Below are 25,119 nucleotides of genomic sequence, written 5' to 3' on the forward strand. Positions count from 1 at the left end.
GCCGGCGGGCCCTCCCGCCCGTGGTCAGCGGACGTTCGGGAGCACGGGACGCAGCGCGTTCCAGCGCGCGATCTCGCAGCCGTTGGTCCGAACGAAGGACGCGTCGACCGGCTGCCCCCGCCAGGTCCCGGTGACCCGGGCCGTGGCCGAACCGCCGAACTGCTGGGTGCACATGGCGTCCGTGGGCACCGGGCGGAAGGGATCCGTGCCGCCATCCGTGGGTACGGCCAGCTCCGCCAGCCGGTCGCAGGCCTGCTGCGCCGTCGGATGGGTGCCGCGGGCCGGGAGGCACTGCAGTTCGTACACGCCGTCGGCGGCCCGGTCGCCGGAGTCCGAGACCGTCACCTTCAGCTGGGTCGTGCCGGAGTCGCCGTTGTCCTGGGGCGCAGGCATCGGCATCGGCAACGGAAGGGGCAGCGGCAGGAGGCCGGTGGAGGCGGTGGCGGCCGGTGCGGCGGCGGACAGCACGGCGAGGGACGCAACGGCGGTGAGGGCGAGACGGCGCAGCATGCGGACTCCTGTGGACGCGGGAAGAACGGGGAGGCGAAGCCCCCTCTCCCACTAACGCTCCGCACGCCGCGGCGTTGCGCAACCGCAGGGGCTTTGCCCTGGCGGCCGACTGCCTAGTACCGTAGGCGGCGATTGGAGACACAGCCCTCGGCTGTGTCATCATCTGCACGCACCACTCGCGCCAGCGCGAGGTGTGCTGGAGGCGTCGCCTAGTCCGGTCTATGGCGCCGCACTGCTAATGCGGTTTGGGTCTTAAAGCCCATCGAGGGTTCAAATCCCTCCGCCTCCGCTTGATCGCTGAAGCCCCGTGCCACTGGCCGGGGCTTCAGTCGTATCCGGATGTGACAGCGGCGCCGCGGGACTCCGCCACAAGCCGGCCGAACGGCGGGCTGTGAGGCGTTTTCGCAGGTCAGAGGTGGTTTGGCTAATGGATTTCGCGTGACGGCGCAGGTCATGTAATGTTGTTCCCGCAACGCCGACCAGGCAGAAAAGCCCGGAACGCCAAGCACTCGTAGCTTAACGGATAGAGCATCTGACTACGGATCAGAAGGTTGCAGGTTCGAATCCTGCCGAGTGCACCAGCCGAAAGGCCCCCGGAGACCCGGGGGCCTTTCGCGTTTCCCGGGTCCGGTTGTGCCGAGTCCTCCGTGCGTTCTCCCCGGGACCGGAAAGATCCGTACGGCTGCGGCACGAGCCTCGTTACGATCACACGTATGGGCTGGCACTGCACCGGGCTGCGATGGCCCCAGGAGGGGCCGGTCCTGGGCTGGCGCAAGGATGCGCGGGCGGGCGGCGCGCAGGACGGGGCCGGTTCGGTGCGGACGAGCGTGCTCGCGTACGGGACGGAACTCGGGTTCCGCGCCGGGGGCGAACGGCACTGTGTGGGTGCGCGGGGGAACGTGTGTCCGCTGGGGGCCGTGGTGTCCGGGCGGAGTACCGGGGCGCGGTGCCAGGAGTGTGCGCGGCTGGACCGGGCGCACTCGGTGGCCGCCGACACGATCGCCGACGACCCGCGGACGTACCGCGTCTATCTCGCCTGGTTCGGGCCCGGGATGGTGAAGGTCGGGATCACCGCCGAGGAGCGGGGTGCGGCGCGGCTGCGGGAGCAGGGCGCCGTGGTCTTCAGCTGGCTGGGGCGCGGGCCGTTGATGGCGGCGCGGCGGACCGAGGAGCTGCTGCGTTCGGCGCTGGGGGTGCCGGACCGGATCCCGTACGCACGCAAGCGGGCGGTGCGGGCCGCGCTGCCCGGGGCCGCCGAGCGGGTCGCGGAGGTCGAGGGGCTGTACGGGCGGGCGGCGGCGCTGGAGGGCGAGGGCGGCGGGTGGCCGCGGTCGCTGGAGCGGCTGCCGTTCGAGCCCGTCGACCATACGGGGCTGTTCGGGCTCGACGGGCCGGTCGAGGTGGCGCGGGCGGTGACCGAGCTGGTGGCCGACGGGGTGGTCGCGGGGCGGCTGGTCGCGGCCGCCGGACCCGATCTGCATCTGGCGGGTGCGGACCGGGTGGTCGTGCTGGACACCCGGCTGATCACCGGCTGGGAGCTGGCCGGGGCCGATGCGCGGTCGGGGGTGACCGTGCCGATGGCCGACATCGGGGGCGGCGGCGTGCAGGACGGGCTGTTCTGAGATCGTCGGTGGTCGGCCCGGGTCGGCCCGGGTCGGACGAGGAGTGCGTGGTGGAGAACGACAGCGATGACGTGGCGCGGTTCTGGGAGCGGCTCGGGCTGCCGGGGCTGATCGACGTCCATACGCACTTCATGCCGGAGCAGGTGCTCCGCAAGGTGTGGGCGTACTTCGACTCGGCCGGCCCGCTGACCGGCATGGAGTGGCCGATCGCCTACCGGCACGACGAGGACGAACGGCTGGCGCTGCTCCGGTCCTTCGGCGTGCGGCGGTTCACCTCGATGCTCTACCCGCACAAGGCGGGCATGGCGGCCTGGCTCAACGGCTGGGCGGCCGACTTCGCGCAGCGGGTGCCCGACTGTCTGCACACCGCGACGCTCTTCCCCGAGGAGGGCGTGGAGCGTTACGTCCGCGAGGCGGTCGAGGCGGGCGCGCGGGTCTTCAAGTCGCACCTCCAGGTCGGGGCCTACGACGCGAACGATCCGCTGCTCGAACCGGTCTGGGGGCTATTGGCGGAGGCTGCGGTGCCGGTCGTGATGCACTGCGGTTCGGGTCCCGCACCCGGCAAGTACACCGGGCCCGAGCCGATCGGCCGGCTGCTCGCCCGCCATCCGCGGCTGCGGCTGGTGGTGGCTCACATGGGGATGCCCGAGTACGCGGACTTCCTGGCGCTGGCGCAGCAGTACCCCGAGGTGCGGCTCGACACGACGATGGCGTTCACGGACTTCTCGGAGGACCTCTCGCCGTTCCCGGCGGCGGAGCGGGGGCGGCTCGCCGATCTCGGGGACCGGATCCTGCTGGGGACGGACTTCCCGAACATCCCGTATCCGTATGCGCATCAGCTGCACGCACTGGAGCGGCTGGAGTTGGGGGACGCGTGGTTGCGGGCGGTCTGCCACGGGAACGCGCACGCGCTGTTCGACGGGCCCTGAGCCGGCGTCTCCCGGTTTCTCAGGGAATTCACAGAATCGGGAAAGGGGCCTCTCAGAGGCGTCCCACAGGGTTGAGGCATGACGACGACCACGCCCCAGGGGCGTACCGAACTGCTGAGGCCGGACCGCAATCCCGTCCGCGTGCTGGTCGTGGACGACGAGGCACCGCTCGCCGAGCTGCTCTCCATGGCCCTGCGCTACGAGGGCTGGGAGGTGCGCAGTGCCGGGGACGGGGCGGGCGCCGTCCGGATGGCGCGCGAATTCCGGCCCGACGCGGTGATCCTCGACGTGATGCTGCCGGACACCGACGGGCTCTCGGTGCTCGGCAAGCTGCGCCGGGAACTCTCCGAGGTTCCGGTGCTGTTCCTGACCGCGCGCGACTCGGTGGAGGACCGGATCGCCGGGCTCACGGCGGGCGGCGACGACTATGTGACCAAGCCGTTCAGCCTGGAAGAGGTCGTGGCGCGGCTGCGCGGGCTGATCCGGCGCTCGGGGACGGCGGCGGTACGGAGCGAGTCGACGCTCGTCGTCGGTGACCTGGTGCTCGACGAGGACAGCCATGAGGTGAGCCGGGGGACGACCTCCATCCACCTCACCGCGACCGAGTTCGAGCTGCTGCGTTTCCTGATGCGCAATCCGCGCCGGGTGCTGAGCAAGGCGCAGATCCTGGACCGCGTGTGGAACTACGACTTCGGCGGACAGGCGAACGTCGTCGAGCTGTACATCTCGTATCTGCGCAAGAAGATCGACGCCGGACGGACGCCGATGATCCACACCCGGCGCGGGGCCGGATATCTCATCAAGCCCGGTGAATAGCGCGGTGAACAGCCCGGTGAGCCGTGGGGCGCGGCGGCGCGGAGCGCGGTGGGGACGAGGGCCGTGGACGCTGCGGACCCGGCTGGTGGTGTCCGCGGTGACGCTCATCGCCGTGGTGGCCTCGGTGATCGGTTCGGTGACCACCATCGCCTTCCACAGCTATATGTACGGCAAGCTCGACGACCAGCTGGGTTCCATCGCCATGCGCGCCTCGAAGCCGCCGGGCGGCGGTGGCGGTGCGGGCGCAGGCGCGCGGGAGCTGCCGATGCCCGGTGGCGGTCCGGACGGCGACCCGCTGGCCTTCATCGACGCCCGCGGACAGCCCTTCGGCACGCTCGGCGCGGTGTCCGTGGACGGTTCGATCACCGTGTCGAGCGTGGTCCAGGACAATTCCGCCGCCCTCGAACAGACCGCCGCGGCCGGTGAGAGGCCGCTGAAGGGTGCGGAGGAGAAGGCCCTGGAGGCGGCGCACGTCGAGGTCGGGGACGGGGTGCGGAGCGTCGATCTGCCCGGACTCGGCTCGTACCGCGTGAAGGCCGTCGAGGGGGCGGACGGGACGACCGTCCTCGTGGGCATTCCCGCCGCCGAGGTGCGCCGTGCCCTCACCACGCTGATCCTCGTCGAGGTCTGCGTCACCGGGGCCGGGCTGATCGCCGCCGGAATCGCCGGGGCGGCCATGGTCGGGGTCGCGCTGCGGCCGCTGCGCCGGGTCGCCGCGACCGCCACCCGGGTCTCCGAGCTCCGGCTGCACAGCGGTGAGGTGGCGCCCCTGGAACGGGTCCCGGACGCCGAGGCGGATCCGCGGACCGAGGTGGGACAGGTGGGCGCCGCGCTCAACCGGATGCTGGGCCATGTCGGTTCGGCGCTGGCGGTGCGCCAGGAGAGCGAGATACGGGTGCGGCAGTTCGTCGCGGACGCCAGCCACGAGCTGCGGACGCCGCTGGCCTCGATCCGCGGTTACGCCGAACTGACCCGGCGCGGACGCGAGGAGACCGGTCCCGACACCCGGCACGCGCTGGGACGGATCGAGTCCGAGGCGGAGCGGATGACGGGCATGGTGGAGGACCTGCTGCTCCTCGCCCGCCTCGATGCCGGGCGCCCGCTCTCGTACGAGAGCACTGATCTGTCGCCGATCGTCGTCGATGCGGTGAGCGATGCCCGGGCAGCCGGGCAACGGGGTCACCACTGGCGGCTGGAGCTGCCCGACGAGCCCGCGACCGTGCACGCCGATCCGACCAGGCTCCACCAGGTGCTGGTCAATCTGCTGGCCAATGCGCGTACGCACACCCCGCCCGGCACCACCGTCACCGCACGCGTGCGGACCGGGGCCGCGCATCCGTGGGTGACGCTGGAGGTGCAGGACGACGGGCCGGGAATCCCGGCGCAGCTGCTGCCGCACGTCTTCGAACGGTTCGCGCGCGGCGACGCGTCGCGCTCGCGCAGCGCCGGTTCCACCGGGCTCGGTCTCGCCATCGTGCAGGCCGTCGTCACCGCGCACGGCGGCCGGGTGGAGGTGCGGTCGGTGCCGGGGTGCACGGTCTTCGCCGTCCATCTGCCGGCGGTGCCGGTGGCGGTCGTGCCTGCGGCGCGGACTGCGGTTCTGCCGGTCCGTACCGACTCACAGCCCTCCCACAGGCCCATCACACCGGTGTGACAGCGGGGTTGGCGACTGTCGACCCCATGCGAACCGACTCTTCTTGGAGCACCTTGCCGGCCCGGGAGCATCTCCTGGCCGGAGCGGTCGACGCGGCAGGTGCCCCCGTCCTCGATGTGGTGGTACCCGTCTACAACGAGGAGAAGGACCTCGAAACCTGTGTGCTGCGCCTGCACGACCATCTGGTGCGCACCTTTCCGTACGCCTTCCGGATCACCGTCGCCGACAACGCGAGCACCGACCGCACGCCCGAGGTGGCGGCCCGGCTGGCGGCGATCCTCCCGCGATGCCGTTCGTACCGGCTGGAGGAGAAGGGGCGCGGGCGGGCGCTGCGTACCGTCTGGTCGGAGTCGGACGCCCCGGTCCTCGCCTATATGGACGTCGATCTCTCCACCGACCTCAACGCTCTGCTCCCGCTCGTCGCCCCGCTGATCTCCGGGCATTCGGACCTGGCCATCGGATCGCGGCTGGCCCGCAGTTCGCGGGTGGTGCGGGGGTCGAAGCGGGAGTTCATCTCGCGGGCCTACAACCTCATCCTCCGTTCGTCGCTGGCCGCGCGGTTCAGCGACGCGCAGTGCGGGTTCAAGGCCATTCGGCGGGACGTCGCACAGCGGCTGCTGCCGATGGTCGAGGACACCGGATGGTTCTTCGACACCGAGATGCTGGTCCTCGCCGAGCGGGCCGGGCTGCGCATCCACGAGGTGCCGGTCGACTGGGTCGACGACCCCGACTCCACGGTCCACATCGTGCGGACGGCCACCGAGGACCTGAAAGGCGTGTGGCGGGTGGGGCGGGCGCTGGCCGTCGGCGCGCTGCCGCTGGACCGTCTCGCCCGGCCCTTCGGGGACGATCCGCGCGACCGCGGGCTGAGCGGTGTGCCGGGCGGCCTGGCCCGGCAGCTGGTCGGGTTCTGTGTCGTGGGCGCGCTCTCCACGCTCTTCTATCTCGCCCTGTACTCGCTCTTCCGGCTGGGAGCCGGCCCGCAGATCGCCAACGGCGGTGCGCTGCTGGTCTCGGCCGTCGCCAATACGGCAGCCAACCGGAGGCTCACCTTCGGCGTACGCGGCCGGAACGGCGCGGTACGCCATCAGGCGCAGGGCCTCGTCGTCTTCGCCGTCGGCCTCGCGCTGACCAGCGGCTCGCTCGCGGCGCTGGGCGCGGCGTCCGGGTCTCCCTCGCACGGGACGGAACTCGCCGTGCTGATCGCGGCCAACCTCGCGGCGACGGTGCTGCGCTTCCTGCTCTTCCGCGCCTGGGTCTTCCCGGACCGGGCCCCCGCGGCCGGCCGCGCCGACGACACTCACCACGAACTGGGGAACGTCCGATGACCACCCTGCATCACACCGACCGATTTCCGGCACCGCCGGCCACGGCCGTACCGGCAGCGGACGAGCCGTTCCTGCGGCGCGTACGGCGCGGCAGGCCCGAGGACCCGCGCTGGGCAAGGCCCGCGTTCCTCGCCCTGCTGCTGGCCATTGCGCTGGCGTATCTGTGGAATCTCAGCGCCTCCGGTTACGCCAACTCCTTCTACTCCGCGGCCGTGCAGGCAGGCAGCCAGAGCTGGAAGGCGTTCTTCTTCGGTTCGCTGGACGCGGCCAACGCCATCACCGTCGACAAGCCCCCGGCCACCCTCTGGCCGATGGCCCTGTCGGTGCGGATCTTCGGCCTCGGCTCGTGGGCGATCCTTGCCCCGCAGGTGCTGATGGGGGTGGCGACGGCCGGGGTCCTGTACGCAGCGGTGCGCCGCCGGTTCAGCGCTGCCGCCGGACTGATCGCGATGACGGTGTTCGCACTCACGCCCGTCGCCGCGCTGATGTTCCGCTTCAACAACCCGGACGCGCTGCTCGCGCTGCTGATGACTGTGACCGTCCACTGCGTGCTGCGCGCGCTGGAGAACGGCCGGACCAAGTGGCTGGTGTGGGCCGGGGTCGCGGTCGGGCTCGCGTTCCTGTCGAAGACCCTGCAGGCGTTCCTGATCCTGCCGCCGCTGGCCGTGCTGTACGCGGTGTGCGCGCCGACGACGGTACGGAAGCGGTTCGGTCAACTCGGGCTGGCGGCGCTCGCGATGGTCGTCGCGGGCGGCTGGTGGGTGGCGATCGTCGAACTCTGGCCCGCCTCCTCCCGTCCGTACACCGGCGGTTCGCAGAACAACTCCTTCCTGGAGCTGACCTTCGGCTACAACGGGCTCGGCCGGATCAACGGCGACGAGACCGGCAGCGTGGGAGGGGGAGGCGGCGGCCAGGCCGGCGGGCAGTGGGGCGAGACCGGCATCGGCCGGATGTTCAACTCGGAGATCGGCAGCCAGATCTCCTGGCTGCTGCCCGCCGCGCTGATCCTGCTGGCCGCGGGCCTCTGGCTCACCTGGAAGGCGAAGCGGACGGACACCGCCCGGGCGGCCTTCCTCGCCTGGGGTGGCTCGCTGCTGATGACCGCGGTCGTCTTCAGCTTCATGGCCGGCATCTTCCACCAGTACTACACGGTCGCCCTGGCCCCCTACATCGCGGCGCTCGTCGGCATGGGCGTCACGATCCTGTGGGAGGAGCGGGCCACGTGGGCGGCGAGCGGACTGCTCGGCGCGACGGTCGCCGTGACGGCGGGCTGGTCGTACGTCCTGCTGGGGCGGACCCCAGACTACCTGCCGTGGCTGCGCCAGGCCGTCCTGATCGGCGGTCTCGTGGCCGCGGTGGGCCTGCTGCTCGCGGGCCGGGCCGGACGCCGACTGGCGCTGGCGGCGGCGGGCATCGGGTTCGTCGCGTCACTGGCCGGGCCGACGGCGTACACCGTCAGCACGCTGGACACCGGGCACCAGGGCTCGATCGTCACGGCCGGCCCGGCGGGCGCCTCCATGATGGGCGGTGGCGGCCGGGGCGGTCCCGGTGGCGGGGGAATGCAGCCTCCGGGCCGGAACAGCCGGAACGGCCAGGCCACTCAGCAGGGCGGCGGCATGGGCCGGCCGCCGGCCGGCGGCCAGGGCGGCTTCCCGGGCGGCGGCCTCCAGGGCCAGGGCCAGGGCAATCAGCAGAACGGCCGGCAGCAGAACGGCATGCCGGGCGGCGGCCCCGGTGGCATGGCCGAAGGCGGCACGGGCGGAGGCGGCGGGATGGGCGGCCTGCTCAACGGCTCCTCCGTCAGCTCCCGGGCCAGGAAACTCCTGGAGCAGGACGCCGGCGCCTACACCTGGGCAGCCGCGGCCATCGGCTCGCAGAACGCCGCCAGTTACCAGCTCGCCACCGGCGACCCGGTGATGGCCATCGGCGGTTTCAACGGCAGTGACCCGTCCCCGACGCTCGCCCGGTTCAAGGAGTACGTCGAGGACGGGGAGATCCACTACTTCATTTCGAGCGGCACGGGCGGGATGGGCGGCGGTGGCGGAAACAGCGGCACCTCGTCCGAGATCAGCGCGTGGGTCGAGGACACCTTCGAGAAGGTCACCGTGGGAACTGCGACCTTCTACGACCTGACCCGACCCACGGGCTGATCCGAACCGGCCGTCAGCGCCGGAGCAGCAGATCGGCGACAACCGGGCGGTGGTCCGAGGCGAGCGTCTCGGCCACCGCCGCGTCGCGCACCCGCACGCCGTCCTTGGACACCGCCACGAAGTCGATCCGTTTCACCGGGTCCAGCGCGGGGAAGGTCGGCGCGCCCGGGTCGGCATCGGCCAGCTCGTCCCACAGCGGGGCCAGTTCCGGGGCGCCCGGTTCCGCATTGAAGTCGCCGAGCAGCACCTTCCGCCCCCGGTCCTCCGCCATGATCCGCCGGGTGTCCGCGACCTGCGCCATCCGTACGGACGGGTCGGAGCGGTAGTCGAGGTGCGTCACATACACATGCACGGGCACCCCCTTCACCCGTACGACCACCTCACCGAAGCCGGGCGCGGGCGCCGGCACGGGATCGGGGACCTGGGTGGAGAGCCGGGTGATCTCGTGGTTCTCGGCGCTCACGATCCGGTACCTGGACAGCACCGCGACGCCGTACTCGCGTCGCGGCGCCCCCGGTGTCGTGGGATCGAGGCTGTATATCGGGGCGAACGACACCTGCATGTCCAGCCGTTCGGCCAGCTCGGCCGCGACATCACGCCACTGACTGCGGGTGTCCCAGTGGACGTCGACCTCCTGAAGCCCGATCACATCGGCGTCCAGCGCACGGAGCTGGGCTGCCTGCCGGTCCAGATCGAAGACGTTGTCCATGCCGGCGCCCGCATGGATGTTGTACGTGGCGACGCGCAGCGGCACCGGACGGCCCTGCCCGGCAGCTCCGGCGGGCGGGACGGCGGCGACCCCCAACAGGCCCGCGGCGATCAGGACTTCCACCGTACGACGACGCAGTGACATATCACTCCCCGGTCCCAAGGCCTTTGGATCAGCGCCGAGCACCGTACCGCGGGAAAGTCGCTTGTACACCGTAAGAGAGATATTTTACGGTGTACAACGCATGGCTCGTACACCGTAGAAGACCTCCATAGGCCCAAGGAGCCCGCATGACGGCGACCACAGCCGCCGGGAACCGGCTCGCGCCCCCCGCCCACCCGCAACGCTGGCTGATCCTCGGCGTCATCTGCCTCGCCCAGCTCACCGTGCTGCTCGACAACACGGTCCTCAACGTCGCGATCCCTTCCCTCACCCGGGAACTCGACGCGTCCACCGCCGATGTGCAGTGGATGATCAACGCGTACTCGCTCGTCCAGTCGGGTCTGCTGCTCACCGCGGGCAGCTCCGCCGACCGGTACGGCCGCAAGAAGATGCTGCTCGCGGGGCTCGCGCTGTTCGGCGCCGGTTCGCTGGTGGCGGGGCTCGCCCAGTCGTCCGGGCAGCTGATCGCCGCCCGGGCCGGCATGGGTGTCGGCGGCGCGCTGCTGATCACCACGACCCTGGCCGTCGTCGTCCAGACCTTCGGCGACACCGAGCGCGTGAAGGCGATCGGCATCTGGTCCACCGTCAACTCGCTCGGGTTCGCCGTCGGGCCGCTGATCGGCGGGGTCATGCTCGCCCACTTCTGGTGGGGCGCAATCTTCCTGGTCAACATGCCGGTCGCGGTCGTCGGCCTGATCGCCGTGGTCCGGCTCGTACCGGAGTCCAAGAACCCGCGTGGTGACCGCCCCGATCTGCTCGGCGCGCTGCTCTCCACCGTCGGCATGGCCGCCGTCGTCTACGCGATCATCTCCGGACCGGGGTACGGCTGGACCTCGGGCCGGGTCCTGCTCACCGCTTTCACCGGCGTCGCCGTGCTGACCGGATTCGCGCTCTGGGAGCTGCACATCCCGTACCCGATGCTGGACATGCACTTCTTCCGGAACCAGAAGTTCATCGGGGCGGTCGCGGGCGCGATCCTGGTGGCTTTCGGGATGGGCGGCTCGCTCTTCCTGCTCACCCAGCAGCTCCAGTTCGTCCTCGGCTACGGGCCGCTGGAGGCGGGCCTGCGTACGGCTCCGCTGGCGCTGAGCGTCGTCGCGCTCAACCTCACGGGAGTGGGCGCCAGGCTGGTACCCAAGCTGGGCGCGCCCGTCACGATCGCCTCCGGGATGGGCCTGCTGGCCGCCGGGCTGGCCGCGATCGCGCTGTTCGGCGGGGGCGGGTACGGCGGAATGCTGGTGGGTCTGGTCGTGATGGGTGCGGGCATCGCCCTCGCCATGCCCGCCATGGCCAACGCCATCATGAGCGCCATCCCGCCGGAGAAGGCGGGTGTGGGCGCCGGGGTCAACGGCACGCTCGCCGAATGCGGCAACGGGCTCGGGGTCGCGGTGCTCGGTGCGGTCCTCAACTCGCGGTTCGCCGCGCTCGTACCGGCAGCGGTCGGGGCCGCCTCGCTGCCCGCCGCACTCGCTGCGGCCGGCGGGGACGCGGAGCGGCAGCGCATCACGGACGCGTTCTCGGCCGGTCTGCAGGCCAGCCAGCTGGTCGGAGCCGTGGCGGTGCTGGCCGGCGGCCTGCTCGCCGCCGTGCTCCTGCGGCGTGCGGAGCGGGCAGAATCGGCACAGGAAGAACCGGCTGCGAAAGCGGCATAGTCCGGAAGACGAGGAGAGCGCGTCATGGCGTCCGCGGCCGACCGTGTGAAGAGCCCCGCCCGGACCAGCGTCTGGCTCGACCAGCGGGCACCCTCGCGCACGCGCAGGGCCGACCAGCCGGCCGGCCTCGACCGCGAGAAGATCACCGCGGCAACGGTACGGCTGCTGGACGCCGAGGGCCTCGCCAAGTTCTCCATGCGCAGGCTCGCCGCCGAGCTGGACGTCACCGCGATGTCCCTCTACTGGTACGTCGACACCAAGGACGACCTGCTGGAGCTGGCCCTCGACTCGGTCTACCGCGAGATCACGCCTCCCCGGGAGGAGGGCGCGCACTGGCACGACCGGCTGCGTGAACTGGCCACCACCTATCGGGAACTGCTGGTCCGGCACGTCTGGGTGTCGCCGCTCGCGGGTCACTTCCTCAATATCGGCCCGCACTCGATGCTGTTCTCGTACGCCGTCCAGGACGTGATCCGGGCGACGGGGCTGCCGTTGCACCGGCAGACGGGAGCGCTCTCCGCGGTCTTCCAGTTCGTGTACGGATTCGGCACCATCGAGGGCCATTTCGTACAGCGTTCCGCGGCGGCGGGACTCAGCCAGGACGAGTTCTTCCAGCAGGCCATGGGTACGATCCGGGCCCAGCCGCAGTTCAGCCGGATGGTCGAGTCGTCGCAGGACCTGATGGACGCCCGTGGCGGCGACACGGTCGAGGAGATGCGCGAGCGGGACTTCGACTTCGCCCTGGACCTGCTGATCGCGGGCATCGAGGCGATGCGGGACCGCTGAGGTCCTTCGTCGGGATCAGGCCGGTACAGGGGGCGGGGACGCCGCCGGCCCGGCACGATCCCGGCGGGAGCCCCCGGACCCTGTCGAGCGGGTCCCGCACCCGTCAGTACCCGCGCCCCACGTCCACGGCCGTCCCCGGCACCCGCCCCGCCGCCAACGCCTCCCAGCACGCGGCGAAGTCCGTGAGGATGTCTGCGTCCGCCGTGATGCCCGCTGAGTGCGAGGTGATCACCGTGCGAGGCAGCCGCCAGCCGCGGTCGCCGGGGGCGGCGGGTTCCTCGGGCAGCACGTCGAGCACAGCCCCGCCCACCGCACCGGAGTGCAGCCCGGCCTCCAGCGCCCGCATGTCCACCGTCGCGCCCCTGCCGACATTGATGAACGTGGCACCACCCATGCCCGCGAACCGGTCCGCTCCGAAGAACCCGGCCGTGGCGGGGGTCAGCGGCAGCGTGGAGACCACCCAGCGCGCGGACGCGAGCGGCCCGGCGTCGTCACCGGCCCCGACGACCCGGTCGAAGCCCGCAGGCGCCGCACGTGACCCGCGCCCCACCCCCACGGTCCGGATGCCGCACGCCCGCAGCAGGCAGGCGACGGCCGAGCCGATGCGACCCGTCCCGTAGATCACGGCCGTCTGCCCGGAGACGAGTTCGGAGGGGAGGCGGCGCCATTCAGCCCGTGCGTGCTGGGCGGCGAACTCGGGGACGGACTGGCAGTCGGCGAGCACCCAGGCCAGCACGTACTGGGCGATCCGCTCACCCATGCGGCCGACCGTCCGGGTGAGCAGCACCCCGGGCGGCCACGGCCCGGCGCTCAGCAGGGCGTCCGTACCGGCGTTCACGCTGTGGAACCAGACCAGCGGCCCGTCCCGCAGCGTTTGCGGCAGGGTGGCCCCGACACAGATGAAGGGCTCCTCCGGCGGTGTGCCGGGGAAACCCTGTTCGACCGGGTGGCCGGTGATCTCCTCCAGACCGCGGACGACGGAGGCCCCGACGGCCGGTGCGGCCAGCAGCCGGGCCTGCGCTAGCAGACCCGGCGGCGGAATGTTCTCCCGCATCCTGGAACAGCCGTCAGCTGCCGGGTGCCAGGTGGGCGGGGAATCCGCCCGTGGCGATCGGCCCCCACCGCTCCGGAGTGATCCGGATGATCGACTTGCCCTGCTTCACCATCGCCGCCCGGTACTCGTCCCAGTCCGGGTGCTCCCCCGAGATGTTCCGGAAGTACTCGACGAGCGGCTCCACGGACTCGGGCGCGTCGATCACCTCGGCCGAGCCGTCGATCTGCACCCACGCCCCGTTCCAGTCGTCCGACAGGACGAGCACGCTCACGCGCGCGTCCCGCTTCGCGTTACGGGTCTTGGCCCGTTCGGGGTACGTCGAGACGACGATCCGGCCCGAGTCGTCGACGCCGCAGGTGAGCGGGGAGCCCTGGGGGCGGCCGTCGGACCGGGTCGTCAGCAGGATCGCCCGGTGCCGGGGCCGTACGAATGCCAGCAACTCATCGAGGTCCACGGCGGTGTTGGTCGCGATGTTGGGTGCCATGTCCGCAGACTACGACGGCAGTGACTCACCCTGCACGGCCTGGATGTCCAGTTCGACCCGGAGCGTCGTACCGATCGCCGAGATGCCGGCCTGGACCACCTGGTTGTAGTTCATGGCGAAGTCGTCACGGCGCAGTTCGGCCGTGGCGCTGAACGCCGCGCGCATCCCGCCCCACGGGTCGGGACCGGTGCCGAGATAGCTCAGGTTCAGGTCGACCCTGCGCGCGACACCGCGCATGGTCAGCTCGCCGTGCACGGTCCAGCGGTCGGGACCGGCAGGGTCCAGCCCGTCGGAGCGGTACGCGATCTCCGGGAACCGGTCCGCGTCGAGGAAGTCCGGCGACCGCAGGTGCTTGTCCCGCATGCCGTTGCCGGTGTCGATGCTGGCCGCGCTGATGACGGCGTCGACCCGGGACCGGTGGAGCTCCTCGGCGATCTCGATCCGGCCGCTGAACTCGGTGAACCGGCCGTGCACGCTGGAGATCCCCAGGTGCTGCGCGACCGCGCCCACCGTGCAGTGCGCCGGGTCCAGCGACCAGGCCCCCGGCGGCGGCAGCTCCACGCCGCCCTGGCGGGACAGCACCACCGTGCCCGCCTCGACCCGGCCGCTCGCCGTGACGAGGGCGGTCGAGGCGGCGGGGGCGTACCCGACGGCCGTCACGATCACCGTGTACGCGCCGGCGGGCAGCTGAGTGTCGCTCCGGACCGCCCCGTCCTCGTCGGCGGCGGCTCGCAGCACCTGGTTGCCGGTCATGTCGGTCAGCGTCACGACCGCGTGCTGGACGGCCCAGCCGTCCCGCGTCCGTACCTGTGCGCGAAGTCCCATCCCGTTTCTCTCCTTGCTCCATGACTCAATGAGTCGGGCCCCGGGGCGGGGACGGCAGGCCGTCCCCTGCCTGCCGTCCCCACCACCGGGGCCCATTTCCACCGGGGGCAGCCTCTCCGCTCGAGGCGCTGCCCGCCAGGGGTCCTTGTTACTCGGTCACTCGCCGGGGTGGGCGAGCTCGATGTCGTGGCCGTCGACCCCGCGACCGGCCACGGTCAGCGCGCCGGCCACCGGCGGGTAGCCGGTCGCGATGACCGAGTACTCGCCCGCATCCAGGTCGGCGAAGGCGTACGCCCCGTCCTCCCCGGTCGTCGAGGAGGCGACCACATTGCCCGCAGCGTCGATCAGCGTGACGCGGGCGTCGGGCAGCGGCCGCCGGGCGGCACCGGCCCGCACGACACCCTGGACGAGCGCACCCGCCTGCAGGGCGACGTCGACCCGGGTGACGCCCTGGCCGCCGATCTCCACCGGCAGCGCCAGCGGACGGAACCCGGTGGCGTTCACCGCGACGGTCACCGCACCGGGCACCAGCTCGGCGAAGGCGAACTCGCCGCTCTCGGCGGACTTGCCGGTGGCCAGCACATCGCCGCGGACATCGGTCACGATGACCATGGCGCCGTCGACCGGAGCACCGCTCTCGGCGGCCCGCACGGTCCCGGTCAGGCCGCTCGTACCGACGAGCAGGATGTCGTACGACAGCTGCTCGTCACCGACGACCACGGTGGACGCCTGCGGCTGGAAACCGTCGGCGGATGCGATCAGGACGTAGCTGCCGGAGCCCGGCGCCTCCAGACCGTAGCTGCCGTCGGCCTGGGCGACGGAGCGCCCGAGCTGCCGGCCGCCCAGCGAGATGAGCGTGACGGCGGCACCGGCCACGGGTACGCCCTCGGCGCCCCGCACCACACCGCGCACCGCCGTGCCCGGCGCGGTTGCGGCCGTGGCTTCGAGCGTGTCGACCGAGGTGACCCCGGCCGCGCCCTCGGAGACCAGCGCGGCGGCACCGGACGGGACCTCCGCGAGCACCGCGGCGGGAACCTCGGCCTCCGCCGGGGCGTCGTTCGCGGCGTTCGTCTTCAGCGCGACCTCCTTGATGAAGATCGTGATCAGGAAGGCGACCAGCGCGGCCGGAGCGGCGTACAGGAAGACATCGCCGACACCGTGGCCGTAGGCGCTCTCCACGATCGTACGGAAGGGTGCGGGCAGCTTGTCCAGGTCGGGGATGCCCCCGCCGCCGGTACCGCCGTGGCCCAGGGCAGCGCCCTTCGGACCGAGGTCCGTGAGGCCGTCCTTGACGTATTGGGTGACGCGGTTCGCCAGGACGGCGCCCAGCGCCGAGACGCCGATCGCACCACCGAGCGAACGGAAGAAGGTGACGACGGAGCTGGCCGAGCCGAGGTCGGACGGGGCGACCTGGTTCTGTGTGGCGAGCACCAGGTTCTGCATCATCATGCCGATGCCGAGACCCATCACGAACATGAAGATCGCGATGTGCCAGTACTCCGTGTCGTACCTGATGGTGCCGAGCATCCCGAGCCCGGCGGTGACCAGGAAGCCACCGCTGACCAGCCAGGCCTTCCAGCGGCCGGTCTTGGTGATGATCTGACCGGAGATGGTCGACGAGAGGAACAGACCGGCGATCATCGGGATCGTCATGACGCCGGACATCGTCGGCGACTTGCCGCGCGCCAGCTGGAAGTACTGGCTGAAGAAGACGGTGCCCGCGAACATCGCGATACCGACGAACAGCGAGGCGACCGAGGCCAGCGTGATGGTGCGGTTACGGAAGAGGCGCAGCGGGATGATCGGCTCGCTGGCTCGCGTCTCCGTGAAGACGAAGAGGATGGCGAGCACCACGGAGCCGGCCAGCATCGCGGCGGTCTGCCAGGACATCCAGTCGTACTTGTTGCCCGCGAAGGTCACCCAGAGCAGCAGCAGCGAGACGGCCGCGCTGATGAAGAATGCGCCCGTCCAGTCGACCTTGACCTCGCGCTTGACGACCGGGAGCTTCAGGGTCTTCTGGAGCACGATCAGTGCGATGACCGCGAACGGCACACCGACGTAGAAGCACCAGCGCCAGCCCATCCAGCTGGTGTCGGTGATGACACCGCCGAGGAGCGGGCCACCGACGGTGGCGACGGCGAAGACCGCGCCGAGGTAGCCGCTGTAGCGACCGCGCTCACGCGGGGCGATCATCGCGGCCATCACGATCTGGGCGAGGGCGGAGAGACCGCCGACGCCTATGCCCTGCACGACACGGCAGGCGATGAGCATGCCGCTGCTGGTCGACAGACCGGCGACGACCGAGCCCGCGACATAGATGATCAGAGCTATCTGGACCAGCAGCTTCTTGCTGAACAGGTCGGAGAGCTTGCCCCACAGAGGCGTGGTGGCCGTCATCGCGAGCAACGAGGCCGTGACGACCCAGGTGTACGCGGACTGGCCGCCGCCGAGGTCCGAGATGATCTCGGGAAGAGCGTTGGAGACGACGGTCGACGACAGGATCGCGACGAACATGCCGAGCAGCAGCCCGGTCAGTGCTTCCATGATCTGCCGGTGTGTCATCGGCGTGCCGTCGGAGGAAGGACTTCCTCCGTGCTTGGCGTGGCCGCCCCGCACACCGGTCGGTGTGGTCGTAGCCATTGAGATCCTTTGCTTTGCTTCTGTTACACGGGTGTACGGGTGTGCGCGTCGTCGTCGCTGTCGGCGGGCCGTGAACGGCATTCATGGCTGTGCTTTCCGGGGGCGCACCCACCGGAGCCGCGGCTGGCGAAACTGTCACGCAGCCGGGCCAACAGCGTGTTGAGCTGTCCGACCTCGTCGTCGGACCATTCCTGAAGGTGCTGGGCGAACATGTCGGTGATCCGCAGGTTCAGGTCGACGAGTGCGTCGACTCCCGCGGGGGTCAGCCGCAGAATGCGGGACCGCTTGTCCGCTGGGTCGGGAGACCGTTCTATCCAGCCACGTTCGGCGACATGGGCTACATGACGGCTGGTCACCGACATGTCGACGGCCAGCAACTCCGCGAGTCTGCTGATCCGCATTTCGCCGTGCTGACTGAGGAGGGCCAGTACGGCGGCGGATCCGCCAGGACATTCAGCAGGCAGGATGCGGGCGATTCCTCGCTTGACGGCCCCGACGGCGCTGAGCTGCCGGGCCAGTTCTTCGTACTGACTCCGTGCGGCCACGGGACCCCCAGACTGATCTTGTGCATCTTGTTGCTTAGGGCAACCATAGAACTGTTGGTTGCTGCAGGCAAACGAAATGAGGCTTGCATAAGTAAAGGAACGCAAAAGTGTGTGCAGCGTTCGGGTCAAACGCCCAGCGTGTGGCCGGTGGACTTTGCGCGGATGTGTCCTGCGCCACGGGCCGGAGCGGTTCACCGGTTCTCCGCCTCCACCCCCGGCCCTTCACCGACCCGGGGGTTGGGGCGTACCCCCGAGTTCGCTAGGGTCCTGGCCCATGGCACACAACCCCCATGCGCCCCAGGGTCCCGAGGGTCACGACCCGGCGGGCAGCACGCAGATGTTCCGCGCCTTCGTCGACGAGGGCGAGCCGCAGCGCCGGCAGCAGCCGGCCGCGTCGTCCGGACCGAAGACCGGAGTGATCCTCGCTGTCGTCGCGGTGGTCGTCGTCCTCGGCGCGGTCGCCTGGCTCGCGCTCGGCTGACCGGCTCCGTCTCCCTCCACCCGTCACTTCCAGACGGCGGTGACGTCCCGGGTCTCGACATGCATACCCAGGGGCACCCGCCAGGCGTCCACACAGACGGTGTACGTCTTCTTCCGCGCCGCTCCCGCGTCGATCGGCGCGGGCAGCGGCGCGGTCGTTTCCACGGTCGCCCAGTCGATCCCGAGCGCGCCGATGATGTGTGTGGCGAACGTGACCGTTCCCGAACGGATCCGTGAGCCGCCGGTGTTGCGGAACTCGACGGTCACCTTCTCGCACCAGCGGTCATCGGCCGCCGCCCGCTCGGGTGCGCCCAGCGTCAGTGCGGCGGGCCCTGCGGGTGCCGTGGTGCCCGGAGCGGACGGGGTGGAGGAGCCGGGCGAGCCGCTTCCCGCGCCGCCCGGGCCCGTACCGCTCGCACCTCCGGTACCGCTCGTACCACCTGCGCCGCCGGCCCCGCCTCCGCCCGAGCCGCTCGCGGAGCCCGTGGTGCCCGTGGTGCCGCCCGAGGTGCCCCCGGATGGTGCGGCGCCGGACGGGCCGGGTATTTGCGCACGGACGTCCGTACCGTCGCCGGTGTCCCCGGGGCTTCCCGCATTCCCCGCGCCGCCGCTCTTCGCGGAGGAGCGCGGCTTCGGCCGTGCACCCCCGCCGCCGTCGCTCCCGGAACCGTCCAGCGGGATCAGCGTCACCTTCCCCGAGGGCGCCACCGGCCCGGTGGGCGCCTTCTCCCGCCCCGTACCTGCCGCTCCGACCGCCACGTAGCCGTCACCGTCGCCCGTCCCTGTGCCGCAGGCGGCGAGCGCGCCGCCCAGGCACAGCACGGCCGCCGAGGCGGCGATCACGGTGCCCCGGCGGCCGGTCGAGCCGAATGTCTGACGTCGCATCGCGTCAGTGTGTCTGACGGTCCGTCAATTCGGAACCCCTGTGCTACCGGCTCCGTGGTCGGCGGTGAGCCCCTCGTGCTGCCGGCGCCTAGTCAGCGATGAGTCCTTCCCGGAGCTGGGCCAGGGTCCGGGTCAGTAGCCGCGAGACGTGCATCTGCGAGATGCCGACCTCCTCGCCGATCTGCGACTGGGTCATGTTGGCGAAGAACCGCAGCATGATGATCTGCCGCTCGCGGGGTGGGAGTTTGGCCAGCAGCGGCTTCAGCGATTCGCGGTACTCGACCCCTTCCAGCGCCGAGTCCTCGTAACCGAGCCGGTCCGCGAGGGAGCCCTCGCCGCCGTCGTCCTCGGGAGAGGGCGAGTCCAGCGAGGACGCGGTGTACGCGTTGCCGACGGCCAGGCCGTCGACCACGTCCTCCTCGGAGACCCCGAGCGCCGCCGCGAGCTCCGGCACGGTCGGCGAGCGGTCGAGCTTCTGGGCCAGCTCGTCGCTGGTCTTGGTCAGCGCGAGCCGCAGCTCCTGGAGCCGGCGCGGCACCCGCACCGACCAGGACGTGTCGCGGAAGAAGCGCTTGATCTCGCCGACGACCGTGGGCATCGCGAACGTCGGGAACTCCACACCCCGTTCGCAGTCGAACCGGTCGATCGCCTTGATCAGGCCGATCGTGCCGACCTGGACGATGTCCTCCATCGGTTCGTTACGGCTCCGGAACCGCGCCGCCGCGTACCGCACGAGCGGGAGGTTGAGCTCGATGAGTGTGTCCCGCACATAGGCACGCTCCGGGCTGTCCGGTCCGTTGTGGTCCGGTGCCGGACCCAGGGCGGCGAGCCGCAGGAACAGGGAGCGGGACAGAGTGCGGGTGTCGATGGCTTCCGGCGAGCTGGTGAGCACAACGGGTGCGGGTGCGCTCTTGATGAGCGTGAGCACCTTCGAGCTGCCCTGTTCTACGGACATGCCACCCCCTTGAGGTCGCGGACGGTCGCGGTGAGCCGCGACCATCGGAGGAACGCAGCCTCCACCTGAATACCGGAGGCGGGGCTGCGGCAAACGCGGTTCACGCAGAATGTCACATGTCGGCAACACGCTGTAGTGACATGTCGACAAGTCAAGGTGGAATACGTGCAGTTAACAAGGGGTGTGCGGCATTCCGTCCACCGGGAGGGGGCCTTGAACGGTCTACCCGTTCCGGTTACGCCTCGATCCTGTTTGCGGATCGAAGTCGGGCGAAACTTCGGGCCAGGAGCCTTGACACGTGCATCTGGGAGACGCCCAACTCGGCGCTGATCTGGGACTGCGTCAGATTGCTGTAGTAGCGCAGCAGCAGGATCCGCTGTTCGCGTTCGGGCAGCTGGACGAGCAGATGCCGGACCAGGTCGCGGTGTTCGACCCCGGCGAGCGCGGGGTCCTCGTAGCCGAGGCGGTCGAGCAGTCCGGGCAGTCCGTCGCCCTCCTGGGCCGCCTCCAGCGAGGTCGCGTGGTAGGAGCGGCCCGCCTCGATGCAGGCGAGGACCTCGTCCTCGGAGATCTTCAGTCGTGCGGCGATCTCGGCGGTGGTGGGTGAGCGGCCGTGCGCGGTCGTCAGGTCCTCCGTGGCGCCGGTGACCTGCACCCAGAGCTCGTGAAGCCGTCGCGGTACGTGGACGGTCCGCACGTTGTCCCGGAAGTACCGCTTGATCTCGCCGACGACGGTCGGCATCGCGAAGGTCGGGAACTGGACGCCCCGCTCGGGGTCGAACCGGTCGATGGCGTTGATCAGGCCGATCGTGCCCACCTGGACGACGTCCTCCATCGGCTCGTTGCGGCTCCGGAAGCGTGCCGCGGCGTACCGCACGAGGGGGAGGTTCGCCTCGATCAGCGCCGCCCGCACCCTGCCGTGCTCCGGCGACCCCGGTTCCAGCACCTTGAGCTGCCCGAAGAGGACCTGGGTGAGCGCCCTGGTGTCCGCGCCACGGGTCCGGGCGGGCGGCATCGAACTGTCCGGTGTCTCCGTCTGTACCGCTTGCGCGTTCTGGACAGCCTGCATGTTCGCGGCTGGCTGGAGGGTCTGGGCGGTCTGGGGAGGCACTTGAGGCGCTGTACTGGCCGGCACGATGACGCCACCCCTTCGCGGTCAACTTCGGTCAACTCATCCGTCAAAAGCGGTCATAGCATCACAAGACAGGTCCACTGTGTGCAAGCACCGCGCATCCCCGTGTTGGGGTCAAGTTGGTTTAAACACATGGAAAAGCCCCTCACCGGATCGGTGAAGGGCTTGGGGTTCCCGGACCGTGGGGGTCCGGGCGTCACGACCGAGGGGTCAGAACGGATAGTCGGCGATCACCCAGGTGGCGAAGGACCGCCACTGTCCGGCGGCGGCCTGATGGGCCGGGTGCTCGACGTAGCGCTTCAGCGCGTCCTCGTCGGCGACCGCGGAGTTGATGGCGAAGTCGTACGCGATCGGCCGGTCGGTGATGTTCCAGGCGCACTCCCAGAACTTCACCTCGGGGATCTTCCCCGCCAGCTCCTGGAACGCCTTCGCCCCGGCGACGACCTGCGGATCATCGCGCTGTACGCCGTCGTTCAGCTTGAACAGGACCAGATGGCGGATCATGGGGGGTTCTCCTACTTCACGAGCTCGGACATGAAATCGCCGACGCCCTGTGCGGCACTCGAAACGCCTTCGAACCCTACCTGGACGAGATCTGCGGCCCGGGCCGGGGACGTGATGATCGTGTACAGCACGAAGACCACAACCATGTAGAGCGCGATCTTCTTCGCTTGCACCACAGCCCCCGCCTCCCCATCGATCCCCTGTGCAGTCGGGCGATTCTATCCGCACGGATGGCCGTATCCGATGGGGGTTTCGGTGGGGGTTTCCGATGGATTTTCGATCGCACCTCCGATTCGATGCTCGTAGGCAGGCGGCTGCCTCGCCGTCCTTGCACCACCGCCGACCGACGCAGCCCCCGCCGCCGGCATCACCACGCACGCCCGGTCCTCGTCCCGCAGCGCGCTCTCGATGCACCACTTCTGTCAGGGGGCACACCGTCTCGGCCTGTCCCCGTGCACGCCTGCGGTGTGGACCCCCGGGGCCGGCCGTCCTCAGTGCGCTTGCCGGTCCGCCTTGTTCATCCATGTGCCGTAGGCCGCCCCGGGCGCCGATTTCGCGATGGGCCTGCTCGACCCTGATCGGCCGCTGGCCGAGCGGCCTCCTGAAGTCCTCGTACCGATGGGCGTCGTCGAAGCCGATCCGGCGGGTGTCGTCCAGGCCGCGGCCGAAGTGCACCGCGTCGATCCGCGACCAGTGGATGACGCTCATGCACCTCGGACAGGGAGCGCATCGGCGAAACAGGAGCGGACCTGGCGTGGGGAACAAAAGACCGCCCCCGACCTGCTTTCGCAGGATCAGAGGCGGTCTTCCGAAGCGGTAGCGGAGGGATTTGAACCCTCGGTGAGTTTCCCCACACTCGCTTTCGAGGCGAGCTCCTTCGGCCGCTCGGACACGCTACCGAGAGAGAGCTTAGACCATCGGGGCCGTGGGTCGAAATCCGATTCCCCGTGACGCACCGAGCCGGCCCCCGGACCGTGCAGCGGCGGCGCCCCCGGGCCGGGTCAGCGGTCGCGGAAGAAGGCCGTCAGCTGGGCGGAGCAGTCCTCCTCCAGGACTCCGTGGATGACTTCGGGGCGGTGGTTGAGCCGCCGGTCCCGTACGACGTCCCAGAGCGAGCCGGCCGCGCCCGCCTTCTCGTCCCGTGCCCCGTAGACCACACGGGCCACCCGGGACTGCACGAGCGCACCCGCGCACATCGTGCACGGCTCCAGGGTGACCACCAGCGTGCACCCGGAAAGCCGCCATGCGCCGAGGGCCGCGGAGGCCCGGCGCAGGGCGACGATCTCGGCGTGCGCGGTCGGGTCGCCGGTCGCCTCGCGTTCGTTGTGCCCTGTGGCGAGCAGGTCGCCGCCCGGACCGAGAACGACGGCGCCGACCGGCACGTCGCCGGCCCGCGCCGCGTGCGCTGCCTCGTCCAGGGCGTGGCGCATGGGCGCCCGCCACGGGTCCCGCACAGGGTCGTGCGGTGGTTCACCCGTCGGATCGTGCGGTTCTGGCGGTCGGTGCGGGCCCGGTCGTTCGGTCACCCGCGGACCCTAACGGACGGTTTCCAGGACCTCGGCCGCTCCCAGCGCGTCCGCGATCTCCGCCAGTGCGTCCGTCCGCAGGAGCAGCAGCTCCTTCTCGGGGAGCCCGAGGTCGGACAGGATCCCGGTGTCGCCGACGGGACCTGCCGGTACGGCGTCGGCGTCGAGCCCGTCGTCGTCGTTGTCATCGAGGTCGGTGTCGTTGTTGTCGGTGGTCTGGTCCGGCTCGTCGTCCTCCGTACCGTCGAGGCCGACGAGCTCTTCGAGGGCGGCAATCGAGTCCTCGGCCCCGGGTTCGCGGCCGAGCAGTTCATCGGTGAGCAGGATCTCCCCGTACGAGGAGCGGGCGGCGGCGGACGCGTCCGAGACGTAGATACGGGGGTCCTCCTCACCGTCCACCCGGATGACGCCGAACCAGGCGTCCTCCTGTTCGATGAAGACGAGCACCGTGTCCTCGTCCACCGAGGCCTCACGGGCCAGATCCGTCAGATCGGACAGGGTCTCCACATCGTCGAGCTCCGTGTCGCTCGCTTCCCACCCGTCTTCGGTGCGCGCGAGCAGTGCGGCGAAGTACACCGTGACTCTCCCACTGGTCATAGGGGTGTCGGTCCGGCGGGAGGCCAGTCGGTGATCCGGCTGCCCTGTGTCCCGCCCATCGGAATCGTGGCAGAAAGGAAGCGTTCGCGAGAGTAGTTCGACCGTTGCGTCGGCCATCAGTTGTCGAGGACACCGCTTCGGCGGGGCCGTCCGGCGGGGCTGTCCGGCGGGTTTGGGCGGCTACCAGCGGAAGGTCCGCATCCGCATGGCTTGGCGCATTCGGGCGGCCCGGGCCCGGCGTGGCTGCACCCGGTCGCGCAGTGCCTTCGCCTCATGGAGCTCGCGCAGAAACTGGGCGCGGCGCCTGCGTCGCTCCGTGTCCGTCTCGGGCGCGTCCAGCGTGTCCCGTGGGCCCTGCGTGGCCTGCGGAACCGACTGGTCCCGATTCTGCTGCTCCCCGTGCGGCATCGGCACATCACCCCCAGGCTGGGTCCGTATGCCCCCACCTTCCCTCCGAACGGGCGGTTGATGCCAGCGCACAGGTGCGGAGACCCCCGCTACTGTTGAGCCCATGCGGATCCACGTCGTCGACCACCCGCTGGTCGCGCACAAGCTCACCACCCTGCGCGACAAGCGCACCGACTCCCCGACCTTCCGGCGGCTCGCCGACGAGCTGGTCACCCTGCTCGCGTACGAGGCCACCCGGGACGTGCGCACCGAGCAGGTCGACATCGAGACCCCGGTGACGCCGACCACCGGCGTGAAGCTGTCGTACCCGCGACCGCTGGTCGTGCCGATCCTGCGGGCCGGTCTCGGCATGCTCGACGGCATGGTGCGGCTGCTGCCGACCGCCGAGGTCGGCTTCCTGGGCATGATCCGCAACGAGGAGACGCTCAAGGCGGAGACCTACGCCACGCGGATGCCTGACGACCTCTCGGGCCGCCAGGTGTACGTCCTGGACCCGATGCTCGCCACCGGTGGCACGCTGGTCGCGGCCATCCGGGAGCTGATCAAGCGCGGTGCGGACGATGTCACCGCCGTCGTGCTGCTCGCGGCGCCCGAGGGCGTCGAGGTGATGGAGCGCGAGCTGGCCGGTGCACCGGTCACCGTGGTCACCGCCTCGGTCGACGAGCGGCTCAACGAGAACGGCTACATCGTGCCGGGCCTCGGCGACGCGGGCGACCGCATGTACGGCACCGTCGACTAGTGCTGTCACAGCACTAGGACCCGTCAG

Annotated in this window: 25 protein-coding genes and 3 tRNA genes; 12 read left to right on the forward strand and 16 right to left on the reverse strand. The window is 70.7% G+C overall.

Annotated elements, in window-relative coordinates; translation table 11 throughout:
* Positions 1-24: 24 nt before the first annotated feature.
* Positions 25-510 (reverse strand): SSI family serine proteinase inhibitor, encoded by a 486-nt coding sequence (locus OG878_RS20685; protein ID WP_328888165.1) that lies wholly within the window; start codon positions 508-510, stop codon positions 25-27.
* A gap of 198 nt (positions 511-708) precedes the next feature.
* Between OG878_RS20685 and OG878_RS20690 the strand changes: the two genes are divergently transcribed.
* The 8 genes from OG878_RS20690 to OG878_RS20725 all read left to right on the forward strand — a co-directional run bounded on the left by OG878_RS20690 (position 709) and on the right by OG878_RS20725 (position 9,009).
* Positions 709-799: transfer RNA gene (locus OG878_RS20690), tRNA-Ser, on the forward strand.
* Between the two features lie 216 nt (positions 800-1,015).
* Positions 1,016-1,091, forward strand: a tRNA-Arg gene (locus OG878_RS20695).
* Positions 1,092-1,223: 132 nt separating this feature from the next.
* Positions 1,224-2,132 (forward strand): DUF2797 domain-containing protein, encoded by a 909-nt coding sequence (locus OG878_RS20700; protein ID WP_328888166.1) that lies wholly within the window; start codon positions 1,224-1,226, stop codon positions 2,130-2,132.
* 50 nt (positions 2,133-2,182) lie between these two features.
* Positions 2,183-3,061 (forward strand): amidohydrolase family protein, encoded by an 879-nt coding sequence (locus tag OG878_RS20705; protein ID WP_328888167.1) that lies wholly within the window; start codon positions 2,183-2,185, stop codon positions 3,059-3,061.
* A gap of 78 nt (positions 3,062-3,139) precedes the next feature.
* The gene (locus tag OG878_RS20710; RefSeq protein ID WP_277327134.1) at positions 3,140-3,877 is read left to right on the forward strand and encodes a response regulator transcription factor; all 738 of its coding nucleotides are present in this window, start codon (positions 3,140-3,142) and stop codon (positions 3,875-3,877) included.
* A gap of 16 nt (positions 3,878-3,893) precedes the next feature.
* Positions 3,894-5,531 carry a HAMP domain-containing sensor histidine kinase gene (locus OG878_RS20715; protein ID WP_328891314.1) on the forward strand — a complete coding sequence of 546 codons (1,638 nt, stop codon included), beginning with the start codon at positions 3,894-3,896 and terminating at the stop codon, positions 5,529-5,531.
* A gap of 26 nt (positions 5,532-5,557) precedes the next feature.
* Positions 5,558-6,859: a bifunctional glycosyltransferase family 2/GtrA family protein gene (locus OG878_RS20720; protein WP_328888168.1), complete on the forward strand. Its 1,302-nt coding sequence runs from the start codon at positions 5,558-5,560 to the stop codon at positions 6,857-6,859.
* Positions 6,856-9,009, forward strand: a complete 2,154-nt coding sequence (locus OG878_RS20725) for an ArnT family glycosyltransferase (protein WP_328888169.1) — start codon at positions 6,856-6,858, stop codon at positions 9,007-9,009. The genes OG878_RS20720 and OG878_RS20725 overlap by 4 nt, the downstream gene beginning before the upstream one ends.
* Before the next feature lie 13 nt (positions 9,010-9,022).
* Here OG878_RS20725 and OG878_RS20730 read toward each other — a convergent pair whose 3' ends face one another.
* The gene (locus OG878_RS20730) at positions 9,023-9,862 is read right to left on the reverse strand and encodes an endonuclease/exonuclease/phosphatase family protein (protein ID WP_328888170.1); all 840 of its coding nucleotides are present in this window, start codon (positions 9,860-9,862) and stop codon (positions 9,023-9,025) included.
* A gap of 146 nt (positions 9,863-10,008) precedes the next feature.
* On the opposite strand from OG878_RS20730, the gene OG878_RS20735 reads away from it, so the two are divergent.
* Together OG878_RS20735 and OG878_RS20740 are read left to right on the forward strand one after the other, a co-directional pair.
* Entirely contained in the window at positions 10,009-11,532 is a 1,524-nt protein-coding gene (locus tag OG878_RS20735; RefSeq protein ID WP_328888171.1) for an MFS transporter, read from the forward strand.
* A gap of 24 nt (positions 11,533-11,556) precedes the next feature.
* Positions 11,557-12,318 carry a TetR/AcrR family transcriptional regulator gene (locus OG878_RS20740; RefSeq protein ID WP_328888172.1) on the forward strand — a complete coding sequence of 254 codons (762 nt, stop codon included), beginning with the start codon at positions 11,557-11,559 and terminating at the stop codon, positions 12,316-12,318.
* A 103-nt stretch (positions 12,319-12,421) separates the two neighbouring features.
* Here OG878_RS20740 and OG878_RS20745 read toward each other — a convergent pair whose 3' ends face one another.
* The 5 genes from OG878_RS20745 to OG878_RS20765 form a co-directional block, all read right to left on the reverse strand.
* A complete protein-coding gene (locus OG878_RS20745) occupies positions 12,422-13,372 on the reverse strand; it encodes an NAD(P)-dependent oxidoreductase (RefSeq protein WP_328888173.1) in 951 nt (316 codons plus the stop codon).
* Between the two features lie 13 nt (positions 13,373-13,385).
* The gene (locus tag OG878_RS20750; RefSeq protein ID WP_328888174.1) at positions 13,386-13,856 is read right to left on the reverse strand and encodes a PPOX class F420-dependent oxidoreductase; all 471 of its coding nucleotides are present in this window, start codon (positions 13,854-13,856) and stop codon (positions 13,386-13,388) included.
* A 9-nt stretch (positions 13,857-13,865) separates the two neighbouring features.
* Positions 13,866-14,681, reverse strand: a complete 816-nt coding sequence (locus OG878_RS20755; RefSeq protein ID WP_328888175.1) for a YceI family protein — start codon at positions 14,679-14,681, stop codon at positions 13,866-13,868.
* A 156-nt stretch (positions 14,682-14,837) separates the two neighbouring features.
* Positions 14,838-17,321 carry an MFS transporter gene (locus OG878_RS20760; protein WP_328888176.1) on the reverse strand — a complete coding sequence of 828 codons (2,484 nt, stop codon included), beginning with the start codon at positions 17,319-17,321 and terminating at the stop codon, positions 14,838-14,840.
* A gap of 23 nt (positions 17,322-17,344) precedes the next feature.
* Positions 17,345-17,866: a MarR family winged helix-turn-helix transcriptional regulator gene (locus OG878_RS20765; protein WP_328888177.1), complete on the reverse strand. Its 522-nt coding sequence runs from the start codon at positions 17,864-17,866 to the stop codon at positions 17,345-17,347.
* A 274-nt stretch (positions 17,867-18,140) separates the two neighbouring features.
* On the opposite strand from OG878_RS20765, the gene OG878_RS20770 reads away from it, so the two are divergent.
* Positions 18,141-18,347 (forward strand): hypothetical protein, encoded by a 207-nt coding sequence (locus OG878_RS20770; protein ID WP_328888178.1) that lies wholly within the window; start codon positions 18,141-18,143, stop codon positions 18,345-18,347.
* Positions 18,348-18,370: 23 nt separating this feature from the next.
* Here OG878_RS20770 and OG878_RS20775 read toward each other — a convergent pair whose 3' ends face one another.
* From OG878_RS20775 to OG878_RS20815, 9 genes are all read right to left on the reverse strand, one after another.
* Positions 18,371-19,231: a hypothetical protein gene (locus OG878_RS20775; RefSeq protein ID WP_328888179.1), complete on the reverse strand. Its 861-nt coding sequence runs from the start codon at positions 19,229-19,231 to the stop codon at positions 18,371-18,373.
* Between the two features lie 88 nt (positions 19,232-19,319).
* Positions 19,320-20,186 carry an RNA polymerase sigma factor SigF gene (locus OG878_RS20780; protein ID WP_328888180.1) on the reverse strand — a complete coding sequence of 289 codons (867 nt, stop codon included), beginning with the start codon at positions 20,184-20,186 and terminating at the stop codon, positions 19,320-19,322.
* 235 nt (positions 20,187-20,421) lie between these two features.
* Positions 20,422-21,321, reverse strand: coding sequence for an RNA polymerase sigma factor SigF (locus OG878_RS20785; RefSeq protein WP_328888181.1), 900 nt, complete (start codon positions 21,319-21,321; stop codon positions 20,422-20,424).
* 207 nt (positions 21,322-21,528) lie between these two features.
* On the reverse strand, positions 21,529-21,822 hold the full coding sequence (locus tag OG878_RS20790) for a Dabb family protein (RefSeq protein ID WP_328888182.1): 294 nt from the start codon (positions 21,820-21,822) through the stop codon (positions 21,529-21,531).
* 11 nt (positions 21,823-21,833) lie between these two features.
* A complete protein-coding gene (locus OG878_RS20795; RefSeq protein ID WP_176902190.1) occupies positions 21,834-21,998 on the reverse strand; it encodes a hypothetical protein in 165 nt (54 codons plus the stop codon).
* Positions 21,999-22,636: 638 nt separating this feature from the next.
* A tRNA-Ser gene (locus tag OG878_RS20800) sits at positions 22,637-22,721 on the reverse strand.
* A 102-nt stretch (positions 22,722-22,823) separates the two neighbouring features.
* A complete protein-coding gene (gene tadA, locus OG878_RS20805; RefSeq protein ID WP_328888183.1) occupies positions 22,824-23,252 on the reverse strand; it encodes a tRNA adenosine(34) deaminase TadA in 429 nt (142 codons plus the stop codon).
* A gap of 105 nt (positions 23,253-23,357) precedes the next feature.
* Entirely contained in the window at positions 23,358-23,924 is a 567-nt protein-coding gene (locus OG878_RS20810; RefSeq protein ID WP_328891315.1) for a tRNA adenosine deaminase-associated protein, read from the reverse strand.
* 201 nt (positions 23,925-24,125) lie between these two features.
* A complete protein-coding gene (locus tag OG878_RS20815; protein WP_277327117.1) occupies positions 24,126-24,353 on the reverse strand; it encodes a hypothetical protein in 228 nt (75 codons plus the stop codon).
* 103 nt (positions 24,354-24,456) lie between these two features.
* On the opposite strand from OG878_RS20815, the gene upp reads away from it, so the two are divergent.
* Positions 24,457-25,092 (forward strand): uracil phosphoribosyltransferase, encoded by a 636-nt coding sequence (gene upp / locus OG878_RS20820; protein ID WP_277327116.1) that lies wholly within the window; start codon positions 24,457-24,459, stop codon positions 25,090-25,092.
* Positions 25,093-25,119 lie beyond the last annotated feature (27 nt).

Origin of the sequence: Streptomyces sp. NBC_00316 (assembly GCF_036158715.1) — a bacterium.
Taxonomy (GTDB): Bacteria; Actinomycetota; Actinomycetes; order Streptomycetales; family Streptomycetaceae; genus Streptomyces.